The organism is uncultured Campylobacter sp., from assembly GCF_937921625.1.
GTDB lineage: Bacteria > Campylobacterota > Campylobacteria > Campylobacterales > Campylobacteraceae > Campylobacter_B.
In genome coordinates this window covers 45666-67715 of sequence record NZ_CAKZTI010000055.1, presented here as the reverse complement: position 1 = coordinate 67715, position 22050 = coordinate 45666, and the positions used below count along the sequence as shown (strand labels likewise).

The window sequence follows — 22050 nt, the reverse complement described above, 5'->3', positions numbered from 1 at the left end:
GAATGTGAGCGCCCAAAAGCCTTTTATTTTACGTAAAATTTTAACAGTCTAGAAATAATTGATACAAATTCCAATTAAACTAAATTTTACTTCATTTCTATTTACTGCGCTTTTTGGGTTGTTTCGGCGATTTGGACTTGCGGGCTTACTTTTGTGATTAACCCCGTTTCTTCATCTATTTTTTCGCTAGCGATACGATTTTCAAAATCGTCTAAAAAACGTTTCGTATCGGCTAGGATATTTTTATATTTACGCCGTTTATTTTTATAAATCGATCGGCAAACCATGAACGTTAAAATAAAACTACTTCCAATACATGCCAAAAACGGCAAAAGCTCGAAATAAAGTATTTGAAAATAACATATACATATAAATAGCAGTATTCCACCTATAAATGTACCGCAGCCGACGACATAATAATCAAATCTGGGTTTATAACTTTCTGCATTAGCCCAGAATTGATCCTCATTGCTTACTTTTCTAGTTATGTTTTTAGTTAGACCGCAATCGATATAACCGCCATTTTTTTCGGCATAACCAGCCATCTCATCGCCATCCAAAATCAAAAAATTTTTATCTAAAACCGCTCTAAACAAATCTTTACCTTGTCCCTTAAGCTGAAATGTCCATATATGAGTATGCGTAGTGCTTGTTTTAGTGGTCGTATTTGTCGTCGTATTGCTGTTAAAACTGCCGCGAACGGCGAACGGATTGATAGGCAAAAAGGGATAACCCAAGCCTCCGCTACTTACATCGCCACTATTTACAGTATTTACAGTAGTATTAGTTACGCTACTCATGTCTGTTAGAACTTCTTTTTTAGCATTGATTGCGATGCCGTGAAAATAATCCATTAATAATCCTTTAATTAAAAATAAAATTTGTGAATAATACGCCCCCCCCCCATTAAAATTTGCTGAAATTTTATACTCGCCGTATTTTTCAGGCGATACGGCAAGGATTTTTATCTAAATTCTTTGGAATTTGACAATTAAATTTTGATGCAAATAACGCGAATGTATAATTTTCTGGCTGTATGCAAGACGGCGCAGATAAAATTTATCGCCGCTCGTAATTTCAAAATTCCGTCGCGGATGTGAACTACGCAAATTATTAGAATTCGGCAAAATTTCAAAATTTCTATGAAATTTTAAAATTTCATAATCCAAACAGAATTCATAAATTTTACAAAAATTCAAAAATTGAAAAAGTGTAGCTGTCTAAATTCCAGGCACAAAAAAAGCGTCCGTCGTTTGACGGACGCCGTGTATAAATCGCAGTGACGAAATAAACGCCGCCGCGAGCAAAGAAGCTTATTTATCTCTTAAATTTAACTCGCTAACGAGCTTAGAGTAAACTGCGTAGTCTTTGTTTTTAAGATATTTCATCATTCTTTTGCGCTGACCTACTAGCTTTAGCAGTCCTAAGCGAGATGAAAAATCTTTCGGATTTGCTTGCAAATGAGTGGTAAGAAGCGTGATCCTCTCGGTAAGAAGCGCGATTTGCACCTCAGCAGAACCTGTATCTTTCTCTCTTCTAGCGAATTTCGCAACTATCTGTGCCTTTTGAGCCGTGTCTAAAGCCATGATGACCTCCTGATCGGTAAAATAGGAAGCGATTATACTTAATTAACCTAAATTTTTGCTTTCTTTGTGTAAAATGCACGCTTTCAGACCAAAGGAGAGAATAAATGCTTTTTACAAAAGCAAGCGAATACGCCCTGCTTTCAATGATCTGCATCGCGGGTAAGGAGGAATCGATGGATGTCGATTCGATCTCTAGCGAGCTTGGAATTTCACGCAGCTTTTTGGCTAAAATTTTACAAAATTTGGCTCGCGCGAGACTTTTGAATTCCTTCAAAGGCGCCAAAGGCGGCTTTGTACTCGCGCGCAATGCGGACGAGATCACGCTAAGCGAGATCATCAAAAGCGCCGAAAGACGCAAGGCGACGGTATTTGACTGCACCGCCGAGGGGATCGACGCCTGCCCGAACGGTCGCACGCTGTGCCGCGTCAATCTAATGTTTGGCGAGCTTCAAGAGAAAGTCGATGAGTATATGGATACAATCACGCTAGCAGATATCATCGGCAAAGAGCGCAAATGAAAATATATCACCTCAGCCACACCGATCTGGACGGCTACGGCGCGCAGTTCGTCGCGGCGCACTATTTGACAGACGTGGAATTTTTCAACGCCAACTACGGCAAGGAGATAAACGAAAAATTTGATCTCATCCTCGCTCGCATCGACGAGCGGCTTGCCGCGGACGCAGACGAGAAAAGCCTGGTTTTGATCACCGATCTAAATTTACTACCCGCGCAGTGCGAGAAATTTAGCGGCGAACTGGCGCGCCGCAACGCCCGCGTGATCCTTTTGGATCATCATCAAAGCGGACTTGAGTGCGCGAAAAAATTCCCGTGGTATTTTTTGGACTCATCGCGCTGCGCCACGAAGATCACCTATGATTTTTTCAGCGCGATGTTCGGCGGCTCGCCGCGGCTGGATAAACTCGTGCGCATCGTAAACGCCGTGGACATCTGGCTGAAAGAGCAGAGCGAGTTTGAGCTCGGCAAGGTCTGCCTCGGCATGGTCTCGGGCGCGAAAGAGATCAATAAAATTATGTTTGAGCAGGAGAGCAGGGATTATATCTTTTTCCTGTTAGAAAAAATTTTTAAATTTCAAGACGAGCCGAATGCACACATTGCGCTAGATAGCGCGCTGCACGGCATAAAGAAGGAATTTTTTAAAAGCGAGCGCGACGATACGCTAAGCAATCTCGTTTCGCATTTCGTAGTCGCCCGTCTAAGCGCGCAAAAGCAGCGCTTTGAGATCAGCTACCTCGATAAAAAGGGCATTTTGACCTACAATATCGGCAACGTAAGCGTCATCGGCAACGATTTTTTGACGCAAAACCCCGATGTCGATTTTTTCATCGACGTAACGAGCAAAAAAACGCTCAGCTTCCGCGCCGACGGCAAAATCGACGTTAGCGAAATGGCAAAGCTGCTCCTAGGCGGCGGCGGACACATAAACGCGAGCGGCGGGATGTTTGCGGGCTTTAAGGACGCGAGCTCGTACGAAGCCGTAAAGGCGCAAATCGTGGGTCTAATCGAGAAAAAAACTCAAATTTCAAAGGAAGAAGATGAAAACTAATGATGAAAAAATCGCCGAGCAAGATCTAATCTACGAGATCAACATCCTGCTTGACGCGATGCTACTTTATGCGGGCATCAAGCGCGATCGGCTCGCTGATGCGGCGCAGCTGTATATCGAAAACATCGACGTCGTGCTACAAAACTCTGACGCTAGCGGCGCGGATGAGGTAATCGCCGTGGTCGAGTTTTTGCGTAGCAAACACGCGGAACTATTCGAAAATAAGGGCTAGCTCGCGGAATTTTAAGCAAAATTTTGCGAGCTAGAATTTTACGAAGCGCAAACTTACGGAGTAGAATTTCATCGAGCGTAAAATTTATAGAGCGAGAAATCTGCGAGATAAAATTTTGCGAAATAGAATTTCTAAAATGCGGAATGCGGAATTTTGCAGACTTAGACTTAAAATTTTAAAATTTAGCAGGCAGGCTTTGCAAATAAAATTTTAAGGCATGATGGCTACAGAATTTTGTTTTAAAATTTTATGCTGTCAAACAAGAGCAAAATTTCAAGGCTTAGAATTTACGCTAAGAAATTCCGCGCAATAGCAAATTCAAAATTTTAAGTGCATTTTGCGGCACGGAATTTTGCAAAAAATTTTAAACAACGCGGGGCAGCTCTGCGTAAAATTCTAATCTAGGCTTCGCGCGGAATTTGCATCAAAACTCCGCGCGGAATTTTGCGCTCAACTAAGGTGCAAAATTTAAATATAAAGGCTAAATCTTTGCTTGCCAGTGTGGCGCGAAGATCACGCAGATTGCGGAATTTTAAATTTAAAAGCACGATTCTGCCGTCTAAGATCAAAGAAATGGCGTAGCGTCTAAGCTTACTGAAATGATAAAGCTCGCTTTGAAAGGAAGGGAGAATTTTATCTGCAAAAGCGTAGAGATGGCATTTTAAGATACTTTTGTTGTTTCTAAGCAAAAAAGATCCGCGCCAGAGGCTTTTAAGCAAGCGCGCTTGATAAAATATTATCGCTAGATATGGCGCAGGTGCAAGTAAGTGCGCTCGAACGCGGCAAAATTAAAACTAACGTGGCGCTCTATAGTCGCAAAGCCAGGCATTGTAAAATAAAAAGCTTGGTAGAGCACTTAGAAACAAAATATCGCGAAATAAGACGTCTGCAAAGCAAGGTGCCGATAAGATGAAGCGTCGTAAAATAGAATAGAAAGCAACACGTGGATAAAATAAGTACCGTGAATCAGAATTTCATAGCAGTGACGCAGGACGCGATTAAATTTTAAGCCGGCGGCGCGTTGAATTTTGAAATTTTATGAATTTAAAACTTTATGAAAGGATAGAAATGAAAAAGATTTTTTTGTTTGCATGTCTCATGCTTTTGGGTTCTCAGCTTTTCGGCGACGATAAGGTTTATCGCCTAAGACTTGCTAGCACGTGGGAGGCGACTACGCCCGTTTTGGGCGCTGCCGCCGAGGATTTTAAAAACTATGCCGAAAGCCTTAGTGGCGGCAGGCTTCAGATCCGCATCGATACACCGAGCAAGCACAAGGCAAGCTTTGGCATATTCGACTTCGTCAAAAGCGGTCAATACGATCTAGGATATACTTCGCTTTATTATTATAAAGGCAAAGACGCCAAAACTATGCTCTGGACGGCGGTGCCTTTCGGTATGACTACTGATGAGCAGCACGCGTGGTACTACTATGGTGGTGGGCGAGAGCTTAATAATAAGATGTTCGCGCAATACGGTATAAAGACCTTTTTGATGGGATCTACCGGCATGCAAATGGGCGGCTGGTTTAAAAAAGAGATCAACTCAGTCGCGGATTTGCAAGGGCTTAAATTCCGCATACCGGGGCTAGGCGGAGAGGTGATGAGCAAGCTGGGTGCCACTATAAACACGGTGCCTACGGGCGAGCTATTTATGGCGTTAGAGATGGGTACGATCGACGCGGTCGAGTGGGTAAGCCCTGTCTATGATATGCCACTTGGATTTCACAAAGTGGCTAAATACTACTACACAGGCTGGCAAGAGCCTATGGGAGACTGCCAGCTGCTGGTAAATCAAAAGGCGCTAGAGAAGCTGCCTGCGGATCTTCAAGCGATCTTAGAGGCTGCAGCAAGACTTGCCGGCGAGAACTTCCAAAATAAGGGCTTTTACGAAAACGCTCGCATTTGGGCAGAGCTAAAAGCGCAGTTTCCGGACGTGCAGGTGCGCGACTTCCCTGCGGACGTGATAGCCGCGCTTAAAAAAGCAACGAATGAAATCTTAGACGAGGAAGCGGCGAAAGATCCGATGTTTAAAGAGATCCTAGACAGCCAGCGCGCATTTTTGAAAATCGGTAGAGAATGGAATAAAATAAGCACCGTAGCCTACATAAATAACGTAAGCGGCATCGCGGGCGAAAGCATAGCAAATCCAATCTCCGCAAGCCCTAGCGGTACGACGAGCTCAGATTCTGCAAGCAGCGAAAATCACGGCGCTGCAAGCGATTCTAACACGATGGACGGCAAAAATTTAGGCGCAACAAAGTAAAGCGGGTGCTGCGAGCGATAAAAATAAGGTGTGACGAACAGATCTGGCACAATAAGTAGCTCAGGTGCGATAAGCGGCGGAAATTCTAACTACTTTTAATAAAGTAGATGGAATTCTGCCGCAGCAGCTTTGGCGCAATAGCTTCAATATCAGAGCCTAGTTTCATAAATCTCATCCACAAGCAAGGCAGAAGCTTTTGCGCAATAGCTTTAACATCGCAAGCAGCGTGATCTGGCGCAGCAAAGGGCTCCCGCGTGAAAAATAGAACGCCAAAAACACGCGATAAAATAAAATTATAAAAATTCCGAGCTCCAAGCACGGCGGAATTCGGAATTTTAAATCTAAAATTTTAAAATTAAAATTTATGGATTTCGGACGGAGCGCGAAACTACTCCGGTTATGCTAGAAACCGGCATTTTGCGACCATTAAGACTAAAAGCCGCGTCTAGCATTTTAAAAAAGCCTATGAGCCTTTTGCATTCATCTATCAAAATCACAAAAATCGCATTTGCGTTATTAAAATTGCAGCGCTATTCGGCAATATAGGCTAATTCGCATAAAATCAGCCTGCGCGCGTTAAAATTTAATCAATAATGTAATTTGGCAAGATTTGTCGCGATAAAATAGCCTTATTATCATGCTTATCTTTAAAATTTACTCCATTGCGCCGCTCTTATAGAGACTACATTTATTAGGATTTGATAAATCACGAATGCCCGGTCTCTGCCGTCGCATCTATTAAATGAAATAGCAGATAAATTTCTATGCCCTCTTATCGATAGTGCAACTACGCAAAAAAAGCGTATTAATACCGCGAAATTCATTGAATTCTTGAAATTTTTGATCTTTAAAATATCGCAAGACGGCTAGATCGCCAAAATTTCATATTATTTGAATTGATTGTTAAAAAGTAGATTCGGAAGCATAGCCCCCGAATCTATGGATAAGATTAAATTCTTAGAATTTAATCGGATGGTGGTGGAAGTCGTCGTAAACGACCTTGTTGGTCTGAAACTTAATGCGCTTAAGCTCGCGGATACGCAAAAATTCCTCTTCGTCGATCTTTTTGATCTGAATCGCTGCCTTAAATGTAGGCGTTTTGGCGATTAGATCCCAGCCGCCGCTGGTTAGCTCGTTGCAGCAGCTCTCCCAGTAGTGATAAGACATCTGAATGATACCATCCATTATGCACTCGGTGATGTCCGCCTTGATCGCGATATAGCCGTAGCGGCTCCACGCGACGATGAAATCGCCCTGTGAAATTCCATATCGTTCGGCGAGTTTCGGATTCATTTCCGCAATCGGTCCTATCGCGTCGCCACCCTGCTCGACGATCTTAGAGCGCCTAGTCATCGCGCCTCCTGCGTACTCGTAAACCTTACGCGTAGTTAAAAGCTGGATAGGGAACTCCTCGTCGGTCTTCTCGTCCACGGAGCCCGCCATTACAGGATAATCTTTCGGCATATTCATACGCTTTGCGAATTCCTCTTTGGCGCTTTCGATCTTGCTTTTATCATCCACGAATAGAACTGGGACGAAATTTCCTTTACCGTCCGGGGTAAAGAATTTCTTATCAAGATACAATGCAGGTCCGCCCATAGAATTCTCATCAGGGCACGGCCAGTGAAGTCCGTGGTATTTTTTGATGCGGTAATAGCTCATTCCGCCGTAGTTGTGCGGAGCTACCCTGCGCACCTCTTCCCAAATCTGCTCTGGAGATTGAAATGTGAAATAATCCCCTAGTCCTAAGCGTCTGGCAAGCTCGCAGATGATAGCCCAGTCTTGTCTAGCTTGTCCCGGAGGGGCAACTACAATCTCGCTATGCTGTACGCGGCGCTCGGCGTTAGCATAAGTGCCCTCCTTCTCGCCGCTGCAAGCTCCAGGAAGCACAACATCTGCTTTGCGGCTCGTCTCGGTTAAGAAAATATCTTGGATCACATACATCTCTACCTGCGAAATCGCGCGCAAGAAGTGGTTTGCGTTCGGATCGGTCATAACCGGGTTTTCACCCATCGTCCAGAAGAATTTTACCCTACCATCAAGAATTGCGTCAGGAACTTCAGTTTTATGAATGCCGATCTTACCGTTTAGATGACCTTTTGGTAAATTCCACTGGCGCTCAAACCAATCACGGGCACTCTCGTCGGTTACAGCTTTATAGCCGGTAAATACGTTAGGAAGCATTCCCATATCGCAGCAGCCTTGGACGTTTTCTTGTCCACGGATCGGTAGATCGCCGCTTCCAAGCTCGCCCACGTTGCCCGTTACAAGCATTAAATTTGAAATGTCGCAGACCGCGCCCACGCCGTGGTTGAAGTGAGTTACACCCATTCCGTGCGTGATAACCGCAGGTCGCGTAGTAGCGTAAATTCTAGCCGCTTTTCTAATATCCTCGGCGTTTAGCCTAGTGTATTTAGCTACGGCCTCAGGCGAATAATCCTTAACCGCCTCTTTTACATATTCAAAACCCTTGGTGTATTTCTCAACGAATTCGTGATTTACCAAATCCTCGTCGATAATAGCATGGATTAAAGCGTTAATGACTGGGATATTGTGCTCCGGCTCAAGCTGGAGGTGGATATCTGCGCGATTTGCAAATTCCGTCTTAACCGGGTCAATGACGATGAGTTTGGCGCCTCTATTTAGCGCTCTTTGTACGTGCATAGCTACGATCGGGTGACCATTTTCCGGGTTTGAGCCGATCATCATAATGCAGTTGCTGTGAGTTCCGATCTCCGTGAAGCTATTTGTAGCCGCTCCGTTACCGATTGTTTTGGCAAGACCTGCCACAGTCGGAGCGTGTCAAATGCGCGCGCAGTGATCGATATTATTCGTGCCTAAAATTCTAAGTAGCTTCTGCGCTACGTAGTTATCCTCGTGCGTACAGCGTGCGGAATAGTTTCCGGCTATCGCGTCAGCGCCGTATTTTTCTTTAACCTCGAGCATCTTTTTAGCAACCAAATCAAGCGCTTCGTCCCAGCTAGCCTCGACCAAATCGCCATCTTTACTAAATTTGCCATTCTTTTTACGAATTAGCGGAGTAGTAAGTCTATCTCTAGAGCCTACGTAATTCCATCCGTAATAACCTTTCAAACATAAACAACCCTGATTTACGGGGTTGTCGCTTACGCCAGTTGCGGATTTGATATAATTGTCTTCCGCAGTCAGCTCGATTTGACAGCCTGTGCCACAATAAGGGCATATGACCTTGCCTTTATTCGCCATATTTTCTCCTTTCGAAAATACTAAACATGCAAAATTACCATATATGCAATTTCGGCACAATTATATAAATTCTTACCTAAAATAAAATTGAAATTTTGCCTTAAGCTAAAAGAATTTTTTCAATTATAATTAGGAGTAAGTTGGGGTAATTTAAGTAGTAATTTAAGTAGTAATTTAAATTTTAAAATATACTTTAATACTGATATACTAGACTTTTAAAGCAAATAATCAACGGACCTGTTTAAAAAAGAAATTAGTTTTTAAATTTAAGCTTTGAAAGCAAATTTATCAAATAAATTCCAAATATCGTCAGATAAATGACGGAATTTTTTTACGGACTTAAATATAATTACACCAAAATTTTTAGTAAAAAATTTTTAAAATTCCTTAAGTCAAGGAGAAAGGTATGAAACAACATAAATTTGTAATCTGCGATTACAAACGATGTATCGGTTGCACGACGTGCATGGCGGCCTGTTACTCAAGTGCCTACGAGCGCGGCAAGCTTGCTAAATCGCGACTTACCGTGCTTAGACAGGCTTACGGCGTTATGCCTACGCAGTGCAGGCAGTGCGATGACGGACCATGCGCAAACGTCTGCCCTACCGGTGCGCTTCGCTTCGATAATAACTATATCGAATTGCACGAAGAAATTTGCATCGGATGCAAGATGTGTACGCTCGCCTGTCCTTATGGCGCGATCAGCTCGAATGCCGAGCTTATGCCGTCAGTAAATTATGCGGTCGAGCCGAAGTATTATCTCGAGATCGAAAGCCAAGCGGGCGCCAAAAGCACCGCCATCAAATGCGATCTATGCAACGGACGCGAAAACGGTCCTGCATGCGTCGAGGTTTGCCCAACTAGCGCTATCATTATGATAGATCCTAAAGAAGGTAAGCATAAATTGGGCTTTGCGATAGACTACGATGCGGCTAATGCTTTTGCAAAAGACGTGTTAAACGGCGAAATCAGTTGCGTCGCCAAAAAAGAAGGAGGCGCAAAATGATAAGCGTCTATACTTTATTTATCGTCAGTGCAGTAATTAGTATCCTTTTATACTGCGCTCCAAAAACTGCCGTTAAGGTGGGATTTGGATTAGGTGCTATCAGCTGTTTTTATGCGATGTGTCATTTCGTAGCCAATATGGGCGTAAGCGATAGCTTCGTTTTGGGCGGTACTTTCTTATATGCGCCAAAATTTGCTTTAAGTCCGCTTGGAAATTTCTTCAGCTTCGTAGTCGTTTTTATAGGCTTTGCAAGCAGCGTTTACGGTATGAGCTATGCTGAGGAATATATCGGAAAGGCAAATATTGGCGTTTTTGCATGTTTATTTAATACCTTCATCTTATCTATGCTTTTAGTCATCAGTGCGGATAATGTATTTTGCTTCGCTGTTTTATGGGAGCTTATGACGTTAATTTCGTCATTTCTAATCATAGTAAACGATGGCAAAGGCACGCTCAAAGCCGTTATGGTATATTTAGGTATAGCGCAGATCGGTGCATTTTGTATCACCTGTGGATTACTTATCATTGCAAACTACGCAGGCAGCTTCGAATTTGCGGAGTGGGGAAAAGTAAATATGCCGATGGGTGCTTCTGTGGCTGCTTTCGTGCTATTTTTGGTCGGCTTCGGCTCAAAAGCGGGAATGTGGCCTTTCCACGTTTGGCTACCGCAAGCTCACCCTGCGGCTCCATCAAATGTCTCTGCGCTAATGAGCGGCGTTATGATTAAAGTAGCGCTCTTTACCCTTGTTAAATTTACACTATTTTTACCGCTAAGTATCTATTTCGGACTTGCAGTTTTGATCCTAGGAGCAGCTAGCTCGCTTTTTGGCGTTTTATACGCGTTGTGCCAGCACGACTTTAAAGCGCTTCTTGCGTACCACTCGGTTGAAAATATCGGCATTATCTTGCTGGGTCTTGGCACCGGAATTTACGGCGTCGCAGCAGGCAATGTAACACTAGCCGCAGTCGGATTTTTAGCAGGCTGCTACCACGTAGTAAATCACGCGATATTCAAAGGCTTGCTATTCTTATGTGCAGGCTCTGTAATCCACGCTACTCATACGCAAAATATGGACGTGCTAGGAGGGCTAGCTAAAAAAATGCCGCTAACTGCTGTTGGTATGTTTATCGGTATTATGGGTATCGCAGCGCTTCCTCCGGTAAACGGCTTCGTTTCAGAATGGTTTACCTATCAAGGAATGCTTCAAGGTGCTAAGGAAAGTGGAATTTTCATCAGATACGCCTTCTCTTTAGCGGTGGTCGCTCTTGCACTTACCGGCGTTTTGGTCGGTATGCACCTTAAGCTTTATGCGGTAATCTTTGCAGGAACCCCGAGAGATGAAAAAATTTGGGAAAATGCAAAAGAAAGCCCACTAGGAATGGTTTTAGGAATGATCATTTTGATGATAGGCTGCGTGGGATTTGGCGTAGGCGCACACTTTATAGTAGATTACATTATGCAAGCAGTAAATTCTATCACTTCCAATAGCGGGTATGTCGCAAGCCTAGGCGCTTCGTCAATCACTTCGCCTTTGGGAAGTATCGTTTCAACTCCTCTTATTGCAGTGATTTTGTGTTCTACAATGCTGCTTCCGTTTATCATCCTAGCGGTTATGAAAGCAAATCGCGACAAACCTCGTGAGACCGATCCTTGGGCGTGCGGCTTTAAATATAGCCCTCGCATGCAGATAACTGGCGGTCCTTTTACCGGCGATTTAAGAAAGATTATGGACTGGTTATTTAGAGGTCATAAACGCAGAATAGAGCAAAACGGCTACTTCGGACCGATCGAGTATCACAACCACCCACAAGACATTTGGTGGACGATAATTTATCAACCGGTAATCGATTGGAGTAAGAAGGTCGCCGATAAGATAGGAATTATTCAAAGCGGCTATGCAAATTTATATACGCTTTACATCCTAATCTACCTTTGCGCGATACTGGGCGTCGGATATTTTTTGATCTAGGAGGTTTGAGATGCAGACTATACAAACTATATTTTTAATGATATTTCAAGTCGCGGTTATCGTCCTAGTCGCTCCACTCTTCGACGGTATGGCTAGAAAACTTCGAGCCAAGCTTCAGTCGAAACAAGGAAGTGATTTTTTCCAGACTTACCGCGATATTATTAAGCTTTTTAAGCGCGGCAGAACCGTTCCTGCGTGCAGCCACTGGGTATTTAGGTGGGCTCCGTTTTTCCTATTCGCTACTTCGGCGGCGATCTTGGCGGCCATTCCTATAACATACAGCAAAGATACCCTTTTCGGAGCATATTCGGATATTTTCGTTATCCTATATCTAGGCGCGCTTTTGCGCTTCGTATTCGGTGCGGCTTCGATAGATAGCGGTAACCCTTTTGCGGCAACCGGCGGTGGACGCGAGCAGATGCTTGCCGTTTTTGTCGAACCTGTGATGATGATGTGCCTAATCGTAGTAATGATGGCTGCAGGAACTTCAAATTTAGTTGAGATCCAGCAGATGGTACGCAGCGGTCAGATCGGCTATCAAATTCCAAGCTTTGCTGTCGCTTCGATTGCGTTTTTATGGTGCATGTATGTAGAAACCGGCAGAAAGCCATTTGATCTTGCCGAAGCCGAGCAAGAGCTTCAAGAAGGACTTTTGGGCGAATACGCAGGCAGCGATTTGGGCTTAGTGCAAGCGGCGCTTATTTTGAAGCAGTTTGCGATGATCGGATTATTCCTAACGATATTTGAGCCGTGGAATTTTAGCAATCCGTTTTTGGCAATCATAATCTTTGTGCTAAAAACCGGTGTATTTTACGTAGCAGCCGTTTTCATCGACAACTTTGGACCACGCTTCAGAATGACTTCGAGCATGCGCAAAATTTCATGCGGCGCTCTTGCCATTGCTTTTGCGGCATTAACGCTTTACGTAGTAGGATTTTAAGATGAATAGTATCGATATTTTAGCAATTTGTATGATCGTAACGTCACTCGCGGTATTCGGACTTAGAAATTTAAAACTTTCGATCGGAATTTACGCGATTCAGACGCTACTTTTGGTAAGCATATTTTTTATGCTATATTCTAACTTCAATGCGCCGCAGCTTAGAATTTGGGCGATAGTGGCGTTTTTTACGAAGGTTATTTTCGTGCCAGGAATTTTATTTTGGCTAGTTAAAAAGCTGGATGTGATCAGCGAGGATGAGCCGGTAGGCGGCTTTTTCGTAAGCCCCGTTATTGCGATGGGATTTTCGCTAGCGATTGCGATGACAATTAATCCGATCTTGCTTAAATTCTCTCTTATTCAAGAAAGAATCGTTCTAATAGCGGCGGTAACCGTATTTATGATGGGAATTTTCGGCTTCATGCTAAGAAATTCTTTCATCAAGCAAATTCTAGCCTACTGCCTCTTTGAAAACGGCATCCACCTAAGCCTTGCGCTTATGGCTTACAACTCTCACGAGCTAGTCGAGCTTGGAATTTTAACCGATGCAATCTTTGCGGTTATTATTATGAGCATTTTGGCGGTTAGATTTTACAAAGCCTATGACGGGCTTGATACGTCTAAAGCTTCGAATTTAAGGGGTTAATGATGAATAGTTTAGCTTTTATATTAATTTTTCCGTTGCTCGGAGCGCTGATATTATTCTTATGCCCTAAGAATTTCAAGCTCCTAAGCACGCTACACGTTTTGATTTCTGCGGTTACATCCGCAGGGCTACTCTGTAACGTAGGCAAGCTTATCAGCGGCAACTTTGAGGCTTTTTACGCATACGATAAATTCCTATTCCTAGATAGCCTAGGCTGCGTATTTTTAGTGCTAATCGCTGTAACGGGCTTTTTGGTAAATTTATACTCTACCACCTATATGAAATGGGAGATACAGGGCGGTCATCTGGATCTTAGCGATCTTAGAAAATACTATGCGCTCTGCCACGTTTTCGTTTTTACGATGACGCTTAGCGTTATATGCAACAACGTCGCGTTTATGTGGGCTGCAGTAGAGGCCACTACGTTAGCATCGGTATTTTTGGTCGCTATTCATAAAGACAAAAAATCTACCGAGAGCGGTTACAAATATATCGTTATCTGCTCGATCGGCTTAGCGTTTGCGCTTTATGCGACCGTTTTACTATATGCGGCTACATTCAAAATCACGGGCGATGGCGAGGCTTCGATGCTTTGGACTAGCATTATGGATCACGCCAAAGGCTTAAACAAAGATGCCGCTAAGCTTATCTTTATATTCGCTCTAATAGGCTTTGGAACCAAAGCAGGACTTGCTCCTACTCACACTTGGCTTCCTGACGTTCACGCAGAAGGTCCGGCTCCGATTTCGGCACTACTTTCGGGTGTGCTTTTAAAATGTGCGATGCTAGCGATATTTAGATATTACGCGGTAACCGCCGAAGCGGTAGGGCCAGACTTCGTTAAGCACGTGATGCTGATTTCGGGCACGATCACGCTATTTATAGCAGGAATTTTCCTTGTTCGTCAGCACGATGTAAAGAGGATGTTTGCTTACCACTCGGTTGTTCATATGGGTGTTATTGCATTTGCACTAGGCATCGGCGGATATTTTGGCTTGCTTGCCGCGATCTTTCACTGCTTAGCTCACAGCTTTACCAAGGCTCTTGCATTCTGCTCTACCGGTAATATCGCTAGAATTTACGGTCACAAAGATATGACCAGAATGGGCGGCATGGTAAAAATCGCTCCGCTTACTACGATAATGTTTGGTGCTGCGGTTTGCTCGCTCGTAGGTGTTCCTGCGTTTGCGATATTCGTGAGCGAATTTAACGTTTTCAAAGGCGCGATAGCCAGCGGTCAATACATAGCCGTAGCGTTATTTGCGATCGCGCTCGTAATTATTTTCATCGCGGACTTCGCGCACTTTAATCTAGCGAGCTTCGGTACGCCTAAAGGTGAAGTGGTTTATGCTAAAGAGATGAGCTTGTTTGAAAATTTACCGCTAATCTTGCTTTGCGCTTTAGTGATAATTTTCGGCGTATGGCACGTAGGTGATTTTTGGATGCTCGTCGAAAACGGCGTTAGAATAATGATGAGAGGTTAAAAATGAGAGGCGATAAATTTATAGAAATTTTAAAGACCAAAGTCAAGGTCTTAGAAGTTACCCGCCAAGCCGAGGATCAAATCACCGTTTTAGTGGATAGAAATGATCTGCCGCTTGCGGTTAAGACGCTATATTATGACATCGGCGGTTTTATCAGCACGATGATCCCTAACGATGAGCGCGAGCTAAACGGAAATTTCGCGCTTTACTATGCGATATCTATGGAAGGTGGCAAAATGACCGAAGCGGAGGATTTCGCCGCAGAGGATAAATGCTTCATTACCGTTAAGACGCTAATTCCCGGATCGGATCCAACATTCCCGTCGGTTACTCCTTTAGTGCCTGCTTGCGTATGGTACGAAAGAGAAGCTTTCGATATGTTTGGTTTAATCGCCGAAGGCTTGCCTGATAAACGCCGTTTAGTACTAAGCGACGATTGGCCGGATGGACTTCATCCGCTTCGCAAAGACGCGATGGACTATCGCTATAGGCCCGATCCTGTAGATCATAAAGACGAGCCTAATGCAGAGTTTTTATTTCCTAGCGGCGACGGCGTAGTAGATGTTCCGCTTGGACCTCTTCACGTAACGAGCGATGAGCCGGGACACTTCAGACTATTTTGCGATGGCGATGAGATTATCGATGCAGACTACCGCTTATTTTATCAACACCGCGGTATGGAGAAACTAGCTGAAAACCGAATGAATTACGATCAGATGGGCTATTTAGCAGAGCGCGTCTGCGGAATTTGCGGCTACGCTCACGCGATTGCGTGTATTGAAGCAGCAGAGAAAGCCATCAAGCTTGAAATTCCACTTCGTGCGCAAGCCATCCGCGTCATCTGCCTTGAGATTGAGCGTCTTCACAGCCATCTTTTAAATATCGGTCTAGCCTGCGAGGTAACGGGTAACTACAACGCCTTCATGCATATCTTTAGGGTGCGTGAGTATTCTATGGAGCTAGCCCAGCTCGTAACCGGCGGTCGCAAAACTTACGGCAACGTCATTATGGGCGGTCTTCGCCGCGATATGACCGATAACGAAATCCGCAAGAGCATCGAGATCATCAATAAACTTGATGTTCAAATTTCTGAAATTTGGGACGCCGTTATGGAGGATAAACGCCAAATCGGTCGCTGGAAGGGCGTGGGCGTATTAGATCGCAAAGTAGCGCGCGATTTCAGCCCGGTAGGTCCAAATATGAGAGCTTCCGGTTTTAAACGCGACAACCGCTACGATCATCCTTACGATTTCTTCAATAAGATAGAATTCGAAGTAGCCGTAGAACACGGTGGCGATGTATTCAGCCGCGAAGTCGTAAGATATAAAGAGCTTAAACAATCGATCCACATCATCAGGCAGTGCTTGCATCAAATGCCGCAAACTCCGATAATGATCGATCCACAGACTATGATCAGACCGGAAAACTACGCTTTAGGTCACGACGAAGCGCCGCGAGGCGAAAACGTCCACTGGATCATGCAAGGAAACGCACAGAAGGTTTACCGCTGGAGATGTCGCGCCGCTACGTATAACAACTGGCCGAGCTTGCGATTTCAATTCCGCGGAAATAACATCTCCGATGCGGCGCTAATCGTATGCTCGATGGATCCGTGCTACTCATGCACCGAGCGTGTAACTTTAGTCGATATTAATAGCGGAAAGAGTAAAATTCTAACCGAAAAAGACCTTAAGAAATTTTGCCAAGACGGCAAGGTTAGCAAAAAGGATTTAAGATGATGAAATTATTCGACATTACCGAAAAATATGGTAAGGCGACCTATGCTTATCCGTTTGAGCCATACATCGTGCCCGAGAATTTTCGCGGGCAGCCTGAATATACCTATGAGCTTTGCATAGGCTGTGCTGCGTGCGGAATCGCCTGCCCATCTAATGCGATTGAGCTTAAGATGAATGAAGCCCAAACCAAACTAATTTGGGAATTTGATTGCGGACGCTGCATATTTTGTGGTCGCTGCGACGAGGTATGCCCTACGGGAGCGGTAAGGCTAGGCAATAGCTTTGAGCTAGCGGTAAAATTTGATAAAAGCGCGCTTATCCAACACGGCGAGCTTGAGATGGAGAAATGCAGCTGCTGCGGCAAGCCAATGACCCCAAAAAGGCTCATCAATTACACGCTAGAAAAGTTAAGTACTGCAAATTTGCTCCCAGGCAGATTAGAAGAAGCTAAAAAATATCTCTATATCTGTCCTGAATGCAAAAAAGCTCAAGCGGTCGAAAGAGTGACCAAAGGTATAGAGGAGGCAATAAAATGAGTTTGTATCAAGTCCCCGAAAATATTAAAAACGCAAACGATCTAACCGCAAAATTGGAGCTTTTGAAAAATATCAAACGAAGCTTCAGCGTTTATCGTATCGACTGCGGAAGTTGCAATGGCTGTGAAATCGAAATTTTTGCTTCTATCACGCCGATGTGGGATCCGGAGCGCTTCGGATTTAAACTCGTAGCTAACCCTCGCCACGCAGATATCTTAGTCTGCACCGGTCCGGTTACTAGACAGATGTATTATCCGCTGCTTCGCGCTTATGAGGCCGCACCTGATCCAAAGATCGTAGTAGCTCTTGGAGCCTGCGGAAGCACTGGTGGAATTTTTCATGACGCATATAGCGTATGGAGTGGTATCGATAAGATTATACCGGTAGATGTTTATATCCCCGGCTGCCCTCCGCATCCTGCTAGCATCATCTATGGTCTTGGCATGGCGCTTGGCATCATCGATCAAAAGCTTCAAAAGAAGAGCTATGAGCAAGATAGCACTCTTCCGCCACCGGTTAAGAGTTCAGTTATCGGCGATATTTTATTCGAGCGCGATCTGCAAGCTGAAGCTAAGAGGCTGATGAGCTATATTTTCGGAAGAGTTTTATTCGCAAAATATATGGATGCGATCAAAACCTCATCTGACGTTCACGATCCAAAAGCTTCTCGCGAGGCTCTACTTAACGCTATCCACACCGAAGAGGATCCTAGATACGCGGAGTGCATGGCACTATTGCACAATGACGTATATCTAAAATACGCCCGCGCTACGGAAGAATTTAAGATCGATCCGCAAAAAGAGGTCTGGAGCAAACGATGATTGAGGTTTTTAAGCTTACAAAGCGGCATATGGACGAAAACGAAAATTTACCTAAAGAGCTAAAGGATATCAAGGTTTTTTCCACCTGCGTCGGTCACGGCGTGGGTACGATAGATTTTAGCGAAAAGGTGCTTGAGATAGACGATGAAGAATTTAAACGCATCGTCGAGAACTCGGGCGACTACGTTAAATTTAAGATCGGTAACCTAAGCAAGTATTTCGAGATTGAAATTTTTGCCGAGCACGCAGCCAAGCTAATCCCTCAGCTTTGCGAATGTGAGCTTAAAGATCTGCTAAAAAATATGCGCGAAGGATACTTCGTGCTAAGGAAGGATTTTTGATGCGAAAGGCGTTGCTTTGTATCGGCAATCCCCTTCGCGGCGACGACGACGTGGGCAATGAAACAGGGCGAATAGTCGAGGCAAACTTAAAAGATTGGCGCGTTTTTTATGGGCAGGATGTGCCCGAAAACGAATTTGCAGCCCTTAGGGAATTTGCCCCTGAAATTCTAATCGTAGTAGATGCGATGAGCGGCTTTGATGAGGATAAGATAGAATTTTTCGACCTCAGCAACGATCGTGACTATATCTACTCGACGCATAACCTGCCTACGCCGGTGCTTCTAAGCTATCTGCGCAAAATTTGCCCAAAGACATTGTTTTTGGGCATTAGCGTGTTGCTCGATAACGTCCTTGATTTTAAAGAAGGACTGAGCGAGAGCGCAAAAAAAAGTGCGCAAAAAGCTTATGAGCGTATCTTAGAAATTGATTCAAATTTAAATGAGGAGGAGTAAATGTTAAATCCTGCAGAAACCGCGCAAGCGGTATCTAGTTCGATGCAACACAAGGCGCATACCCCGCTAATTAGCATAATTTTTCTAGCTATAATGGCGGGCGCTGCAATCGCTATGGGCGATATTTTCTGGGCTCACTCGACCGTCGGAATGGCTGAAAAGCAATCTATTGGCTTATCGAATTTCATCGGCGGTATTACCTTTAGCTGCGGTCTGATGATGGTGGTTTTTTACGGTGGGCATCTATTTACCAGCTCGGTTTTAACGGGCGTACCTGCCGCCGATGGCAAATTACCGCTAGGTAAAACTATCGGCTATTGGGCTATCGTTTGGTGCTTTAACTTTGTAGGTGGCGCGTTAATCGCGTATATGTATTATTACTCAGGACTTCCGCTTAAATATGATGGCTACATCTTGCAGCACTTCATTCCTGCAGCAGCAGGCAAAATAAACGCACCTTTTCATGAGCTATTCATCCGCGGAATTTTTTGTAACGTGTTTGTATGTATGTCTATCTGGACTGCGACCAGCGAGAGTAATCTATCGGGTAAATTCTTCGCAATTATGTGGATGATCGGCGCATTCGTAGCTTGCTCTATGGAACACTGCGTGGCAAATATGTTTATCCTAACCGAAGGCATCATCGCTAAAGGCCACTATTTAGCAGCTGCTGGTGGCGATGTAAATGCTCTTGCAAGCTCGCTTCACGGTGTAACGGCGGCTCAAATAGATTCAATAAACTGGGGAAATTTCATCGTTAAAAATATGATCCCAGTTACGCTAGGTAACATCTGCGGCGGTCTATTTTTCGTAGGCTTGGTCGGATTTATGGTAAATAAATACGATATGAAAAAGAAAGACTAATCTATCGCGCTTCACCACGATATAAACAAAATATGGCGCGGCACTTTGCCGCGCATTTTTAGTTTCTTAAATTTTAAAAATTCCGATGCGTAAAATTTCGTTCGATCCAAAATTTTAAATTCCATTGCAACACATAAAATTCCAGCTTGATTCAAAATTTTAAATTCCATAGCCTGCCACTAAATTTAAAATTCCAAAGCTTTGCGTTTTAGGATAGCGGATAAAATCAAAAAGCGAATTGTGCGTTAAAATTTTAAGCAAATTCAAAACAGAATTTTAAACGAGACCACAAACCCAAATTTTATATAAGTTAAAATTTTAGACGAAATCCTAAGCGAAATTCGGGATGAAATTCCAAAACCAAGCTCTTGATAAAAATTTTACGCTGTAAATCTGGACAAAATTTTGCGCCGTAACTTTAGACAAAATTTCGCGCCTAAGCCGTAACGTAAGCCGCATAAATGCTTTAAAAACTCTAGCCCGCGCCTAAACACAGTAACTAAGCAATCTGTCGTAGTCTAGGATCAAAAACTCGTGCTGACTGATTTTTTGAATTACGTTATCTTTTACAAGCTCGTTAAACGCGGTACTCGCGCTTTGACGCTTGAGCCCCACAAAGGATGAAAGCACCTTTAGCGAAAAGGGCAAAAAGACGTATTTGTAGCCATTTTGATGAAAATTCTGCTCGTTTGCAAGCTCGATCAAAAAGCTCGCGATGCGCCCTTTTGCATTTTCAAAAAGTATAGAGCGTGTGATTTTGCGCTGCAGCAGAATTATCTCTGTTAAAATTTTTATATACGCCTCGCAAAAGCTGCGATTTGCCAAGATCTCTCCGAGTCCGCTCGCATCGATCGTGTAAATCTCGCTGTCCTCTAAAAACTCAAGCGCGCAAATTTCATTAAGAATGGTAATATTGTCCTTATTTAGGTAGTTGATGATGAATTCTTCGCCGTCTTCAAAAAACGAAAGCTTCGCCTGTCCACTTTTAAAAATAAAAACTTTAGGCGCCTCGCTATAAAAAACATAGCCTTTTTTGATGACTTGGTGCTCGAACATTGCAAGCTCCTCGTCGCTAAGCGTGGCGATGGCCTCGGTTTGCAGTAGTCCTAGCCGCGATTTTTCCATATAACCTCCAAAAGCTAAGAATTATACAATGAAATATTTAGACAAAGATAAAGCTGCGCGGACTAAATTTACCATCCAGGCTATAGCTGCGCATCTGGGTCACCTAAGCTAATAAATTTTATAGCTATTAAAATTCTAATTTTACCCGCGCTTTACATCGCATAAAATTTCAAAATTAATTGAGCTTTACGCGGCAATATTATAGCCAAAACCCGCGGCGCGAATTTAAAATTCTGTCTTTAAATAAAAATTCATATCATTTCATTGAAATTTTATTTAGCAAGGATATAATAATACATATTAAAAATAAGCGGTATTTTGCTCGCGATGACACCGCAAGAAAGGCACTTCATGCAAAAGTTAAATTTTAAAGATAACGTTTCCGAGACGCTGCTAATCAACGTCTATATGCGCCATTTGGATTTCAAAGACGCGGATCCGATCCTAAATGATCCCTTTTCAAGCGCCGCGGTCGAACAGATCGATTATGATTTTGCAAAATTTAACGACGCGCGCCTTAGCAAGACGGGCACCGTGATCCGCGCGAAATTTTTCGACGACGAGACGCTGCGACTCGCGGCGGAGCTTGATCGCCCTATCATCGTGCAGCTTGGCGCAGGGCTCGACACCCGCCCGCTTAGGCTCCAGCACGTCCTACCAAACGCTCTATTTTACGACCTCGATCTGCCCGACGTCATCGCCGCACGCGACGCGCTGCTACCCAAAGCTCAGAACAACTTTAGCTTGCCCTACTCGATGCTAGATCCCTCATGGATGGACGAGCTGGTCGCAAAGCACGGCAGCACGGGCTACATCTTCATCTTAGAGGGCGTGAGTATGTATTTTGAAAAGGAGGAATTTAAAAAATTTTTTATCGCGCTTTCGCAAAAATTTAGCGGCTACGTACTGAGCGACTTTATGAGCGAGTTTTCGGTTAGGAAATTCGACTCTAGGCGCCATGACGCGATGCGGCACATGCAAAACGCGCCCTTTAAAATGGGCATTAGCGGCGGCGCAGAGGTGCAGGGCTGGGATAGTGCGCATATCTGCTTCGCCAAAGAGGCTGCAATGCTGAAAATGTATAAAAGCCACTGGAGCCTCAAAGGGCGCCTATTTAGCCTGATTCCCGCCTTTTTTAACGCTTGCAAGATGTTCGTTTTCAAAATCGGCGGTGATGAATAGGCTTAAAAATTTCAGTTGATTGCTTTTCAAATTTCGACAGCTAAGGCGGGAATTCTAAGCTGCTTATCTGGC

Annotated in this window: 21 protein-coding genes; 16 read left to right on the top strand and 5 right to left on the bottom strand. The window is 44.0% G+C overall.

Features of this window, described 5'->3' with window-relative positions; all coding sequences use genetic code 11:
* Positions 1–101: 101 nt before the first annotated feature.
* Complete coding sequence (locus tag Q0101_RS09330; RefSeq protein WP_297944768.1) at positions 102–854, bottom strand: hypothetical protein; 753 nt, start codon at positions 852–854, stop codon at positions 102–104.
* Positions 855–1313: 459 nt separating this feature from the next.
* Positions 1314–1586, bottom strand: coding sequence for a 30S ribosomal protein S15 (gene rpsO / locus Q0101_RS09325; RefSeq protein WP_005871877.1), 273 nt, complete (start codon positions 1584–1586; stop codon positions 1314–1316).
* A 104-nt stretch (positions 1587–1690) separates the two neighbouring features.
* Here rpsO and Q0101_RS09320 point away from each other — a divergent pair, with 104 nt between their 5' ends.
* From Q0101_RS09320 to Q0101_RS09310, 3 genes are read left to right on the top strand one after another with little or no spacing between them, the layout of a single operon-like run.
* Positions 1691–2104 (top strand): Rrf2 family transcriptional regulator, encoded by a 414-nt coding sequence (locus Q0101_RS09320; protein WP_297944765.1) that lies wholly within the window; start codon positions 1691–1693, stop codon positions 2102–2104.
* Positions 2101–3153, top strand: a complete 1053-nt coding sequence (locus Q0101_RS09315; RefSeq protein WP_297944762.1) for a DHH family phosphoesterase — start codon at positions 2101–2103, stop codon at positions 3151–3153. The genes Q0101_RS09320 and Q0101_RS09315 overlap by 4 nt, the downstream gene beginning before the upstream one ends.
* A complete protein-coding gene (locus tag Q0101_RS09310; protein ID WP_297944759.1) occupies positions 3143–3385 on the top strand; it encodes a hypothetical protein in 243 nt (80 codons plus the stop codon). Before Q0101_RS09315 ends, Q0101_RS09310 begins: the two co-directional genes overlap by 11 nt.
* A gap of 401 nt (positions 3386–3786) precedes the next feature.
* Here the strand turns inward: Q0101_RS09310 and Q0101_RS09305 are convergent, their stop codons facing one another.
* The gene (locus Q0101_RS09305) at positions 3787–4074 is read right to left on the bottom strand and encodes a hypothetical protein (RefSeq protein ID WP_297944756.1); all 288 of its coding nucleotides are present in this window, start codon (positions 4072–4074) and stop codon (positions 3787–3789) included.
* A 379-nt stretch (positions 4075–4453) separates the two neighbouring features.
* Between Q0101_RS09305 and dctP the strand changes: the two genes are divergently transcribed.
* Positions 4454–5647 carry a TRAP transporter substrate-binding protein gene (dctP, locus tag Q0101_RS09300; protein WP_297944753.1) on the top strand — a complete coding sequence of 398 codons (1194 nt, stop codon included), beginning with the start codon at positions 4454–4456 and terminating at the stop codon, positions 5645–5647.
* 957 nt (positions 5648–6604) lie between these two features.
* Here the strand turns inward: dctP and Q0101_RS10730 are convergent.
* Positions 6605–8872, bottom strand: a complete 2268-nt coding sequence (locus Q0101_RS10730) for a molybdopterin-dependent oxidoreductase (protein ID WP_366939434.1) — start codon at positions 8870–8872, stop codon at positions 6605–6607.
* A 406-nt stretch (positions 8873–9278) separates the two neighbouring features.
* Here Q0101_RS10730 and Q0101_RS09285 point away from each other — a divergent pair, with 406 nt between their 5' ends.
* The 11 genes from Q0101_RS09285 to Q0101_RS09235 are packed head-to-tail and all read left to right on the top strand — an operon-like array spanning position 9279 to position 19671.
* Positions 9279–9878, top strand: coding sequence for a 4Fe-4S dicluster domain-containing protein (locus tag Q0101_RS09285; protein ID WP_005871891.1), 600 nt, complete (start codon positions 9279–9281; stop codon positions 9876–9878).
* Entirely contained in the window at positions 9875–11848 is a 1974-nt protein-coding gene (locus Q0101_RS09280; RefSeq protein ID WP_297944749.1) for a proton-conducting transporter membrane subunit, read from the top strand. The genes Q0101_RS09285 and Q0101_RS09280 overlap by 4 nt, the downstream gene beginning before the upstream one ends.
* Before the next feature lie 10 nt (positions 11849–11858).
* Positions 11859–12788 (top strand): NADH-quinone oxidoreductase subunit H, encoded by a 930-nt coding sequence (locus tag Q0101_RS09275; protein ID WP_297901004.1) that lies wholly within the window; start codon positions 11859–11861, stop codon positions 12786–12788.
* Position 12789: 1 nt separating this feature from the next.
* A complete protein-coding gene (gene hyfE, locus Q0101_RS09270) occupies positions 12790–13434 on the top strand; it encodes a hydrogenase 4 membrane subunit (RefSeq protein ID WP_297916762.1) in 645 nt (214 codons plus the stop codon).
* Between the two features lie 2 nt (positions 13435–13436).
* Positions 13437–14918, top strand: coding sequence for a hydrogenase 4 subunit F (locus Q0101_RS09265; protein WP_297944746.1), 1482 nt, complete (start codon positions 13437–13439; stop codon positions 14916–14918).
* A 2-nt stretch (positions 14919–14920) separates the two neighbouring features.
* Complete coding sequence (locus Q0101_RS09260) at positions 14921–16657, top strand: NADH-quinone oxidoreductase subunit C (RefSeq protein WP_297944743.1); 1737 nt, start codon at positions 14921–14923, stop codon at positions 16655–16657.
* Complete coding sequence (locus Q0101_RS09255; RefSeq protein WP_177386902.1) at positions 16654–17193, top strand: formate hydrogenlyase complex iron-sulfur subunit; 540 nt, start codon at positions 16654–16656, stop codon at positions 17191–17193. Before Q0101_RS09260 ends, Q0101_RS09255 begins: the two co-directional genes overlap by 4 nt.
* Positions 17190–18014 carry an NADH-quinone oxidoreductase subunit B family protein gene (locus Q0101_RS09250; RefSeq protein ID WP_297944740.1) on the top strand — a complete coding sequence of 275 codons (825 nt, stop codon included), beginning with the start codon at positions 17190–17192 and terminating at the stop codon, positions 18012–18014. Before Q0101_RS09255 ends, Q0101_RS09250 begins: the two co-directional genes overlap by 4 nt.
* The gene (locus Q0101_RS09245; protein WP_291936431.1) at positions 18011–18355 is read left to right on the top strand and encodes a formate hydrogenlyase maturation HycH family protein; all 345 of its coding nucleotides are present in this window, start codon (positions 18011–18013) and stop codon (positions 18353–18355) included. Before Q0101_RS09250 ends, Q0101_RS09245 begins: the two co-directional genes overlap by 4 nt.
* Complete coding sequence (locus tag Q0101_RS09240) at positions 18355–18807, top strand: hydrogenase 3 maturation endopeptidase HyCI (RefSeq protein ID WP_291936428.1); 453 nt, start codon at positions 18355–18357, stop codon at positions 18805–18807. Before Q0101_RS09245 ends, Q0101_RS09240 begins: the two co-directional genes overlap by 1 nt.
* Positions 18808–19671 carry a formate/nitrite transporter family protein gene (locus tag Q0101_RS09235; RefSeq protein WP_005871911.1) on the top strand — a complete coding sequence of 288 codons (864 nt, stop codon included), beginning with the start codon at positions 18808–18810 and terminating at the stop codon, positions 19669–19671.
* A 486-nt stretch (positions 19672–20157) separates the two neighbouring features.
* Here Q0101_RS09235 and Q0101_RS09230 read toward each other — a convergent pair whose 3' ends face one another.
* The gene (locus tag Q0101_RS09230) at positions 20158–20796 is read right to left on the bottom strand and encodes a Crp/Fnr family transcriptional regulator (protein ID WP_005871915.1); all 639 of its coding nucleotides are present in this window, start codon (positions 20794–20796) and stop codon (positions 20158–20160) included.
* 351 nt (positions 20797–21147) lie between these two features.
* On the opposite strand from Q0101_RS09230, the gene Q0101_RS09225 reads away from it, so the two are divergent.
* Positions 21148–21978: a class I SAM-dependent methyltransferase gene (locus tag Q0101_RS09225; RefSeq protein WP_297944736.1), complete on the top strand. Its 831-nt coding sequence runs from the start codon at positions 21148–21150 to the stop codon at positions 21976–21978.
* The last annotated feature ends 72 nt before the right edge of the window (positions 21979–22050 follow it).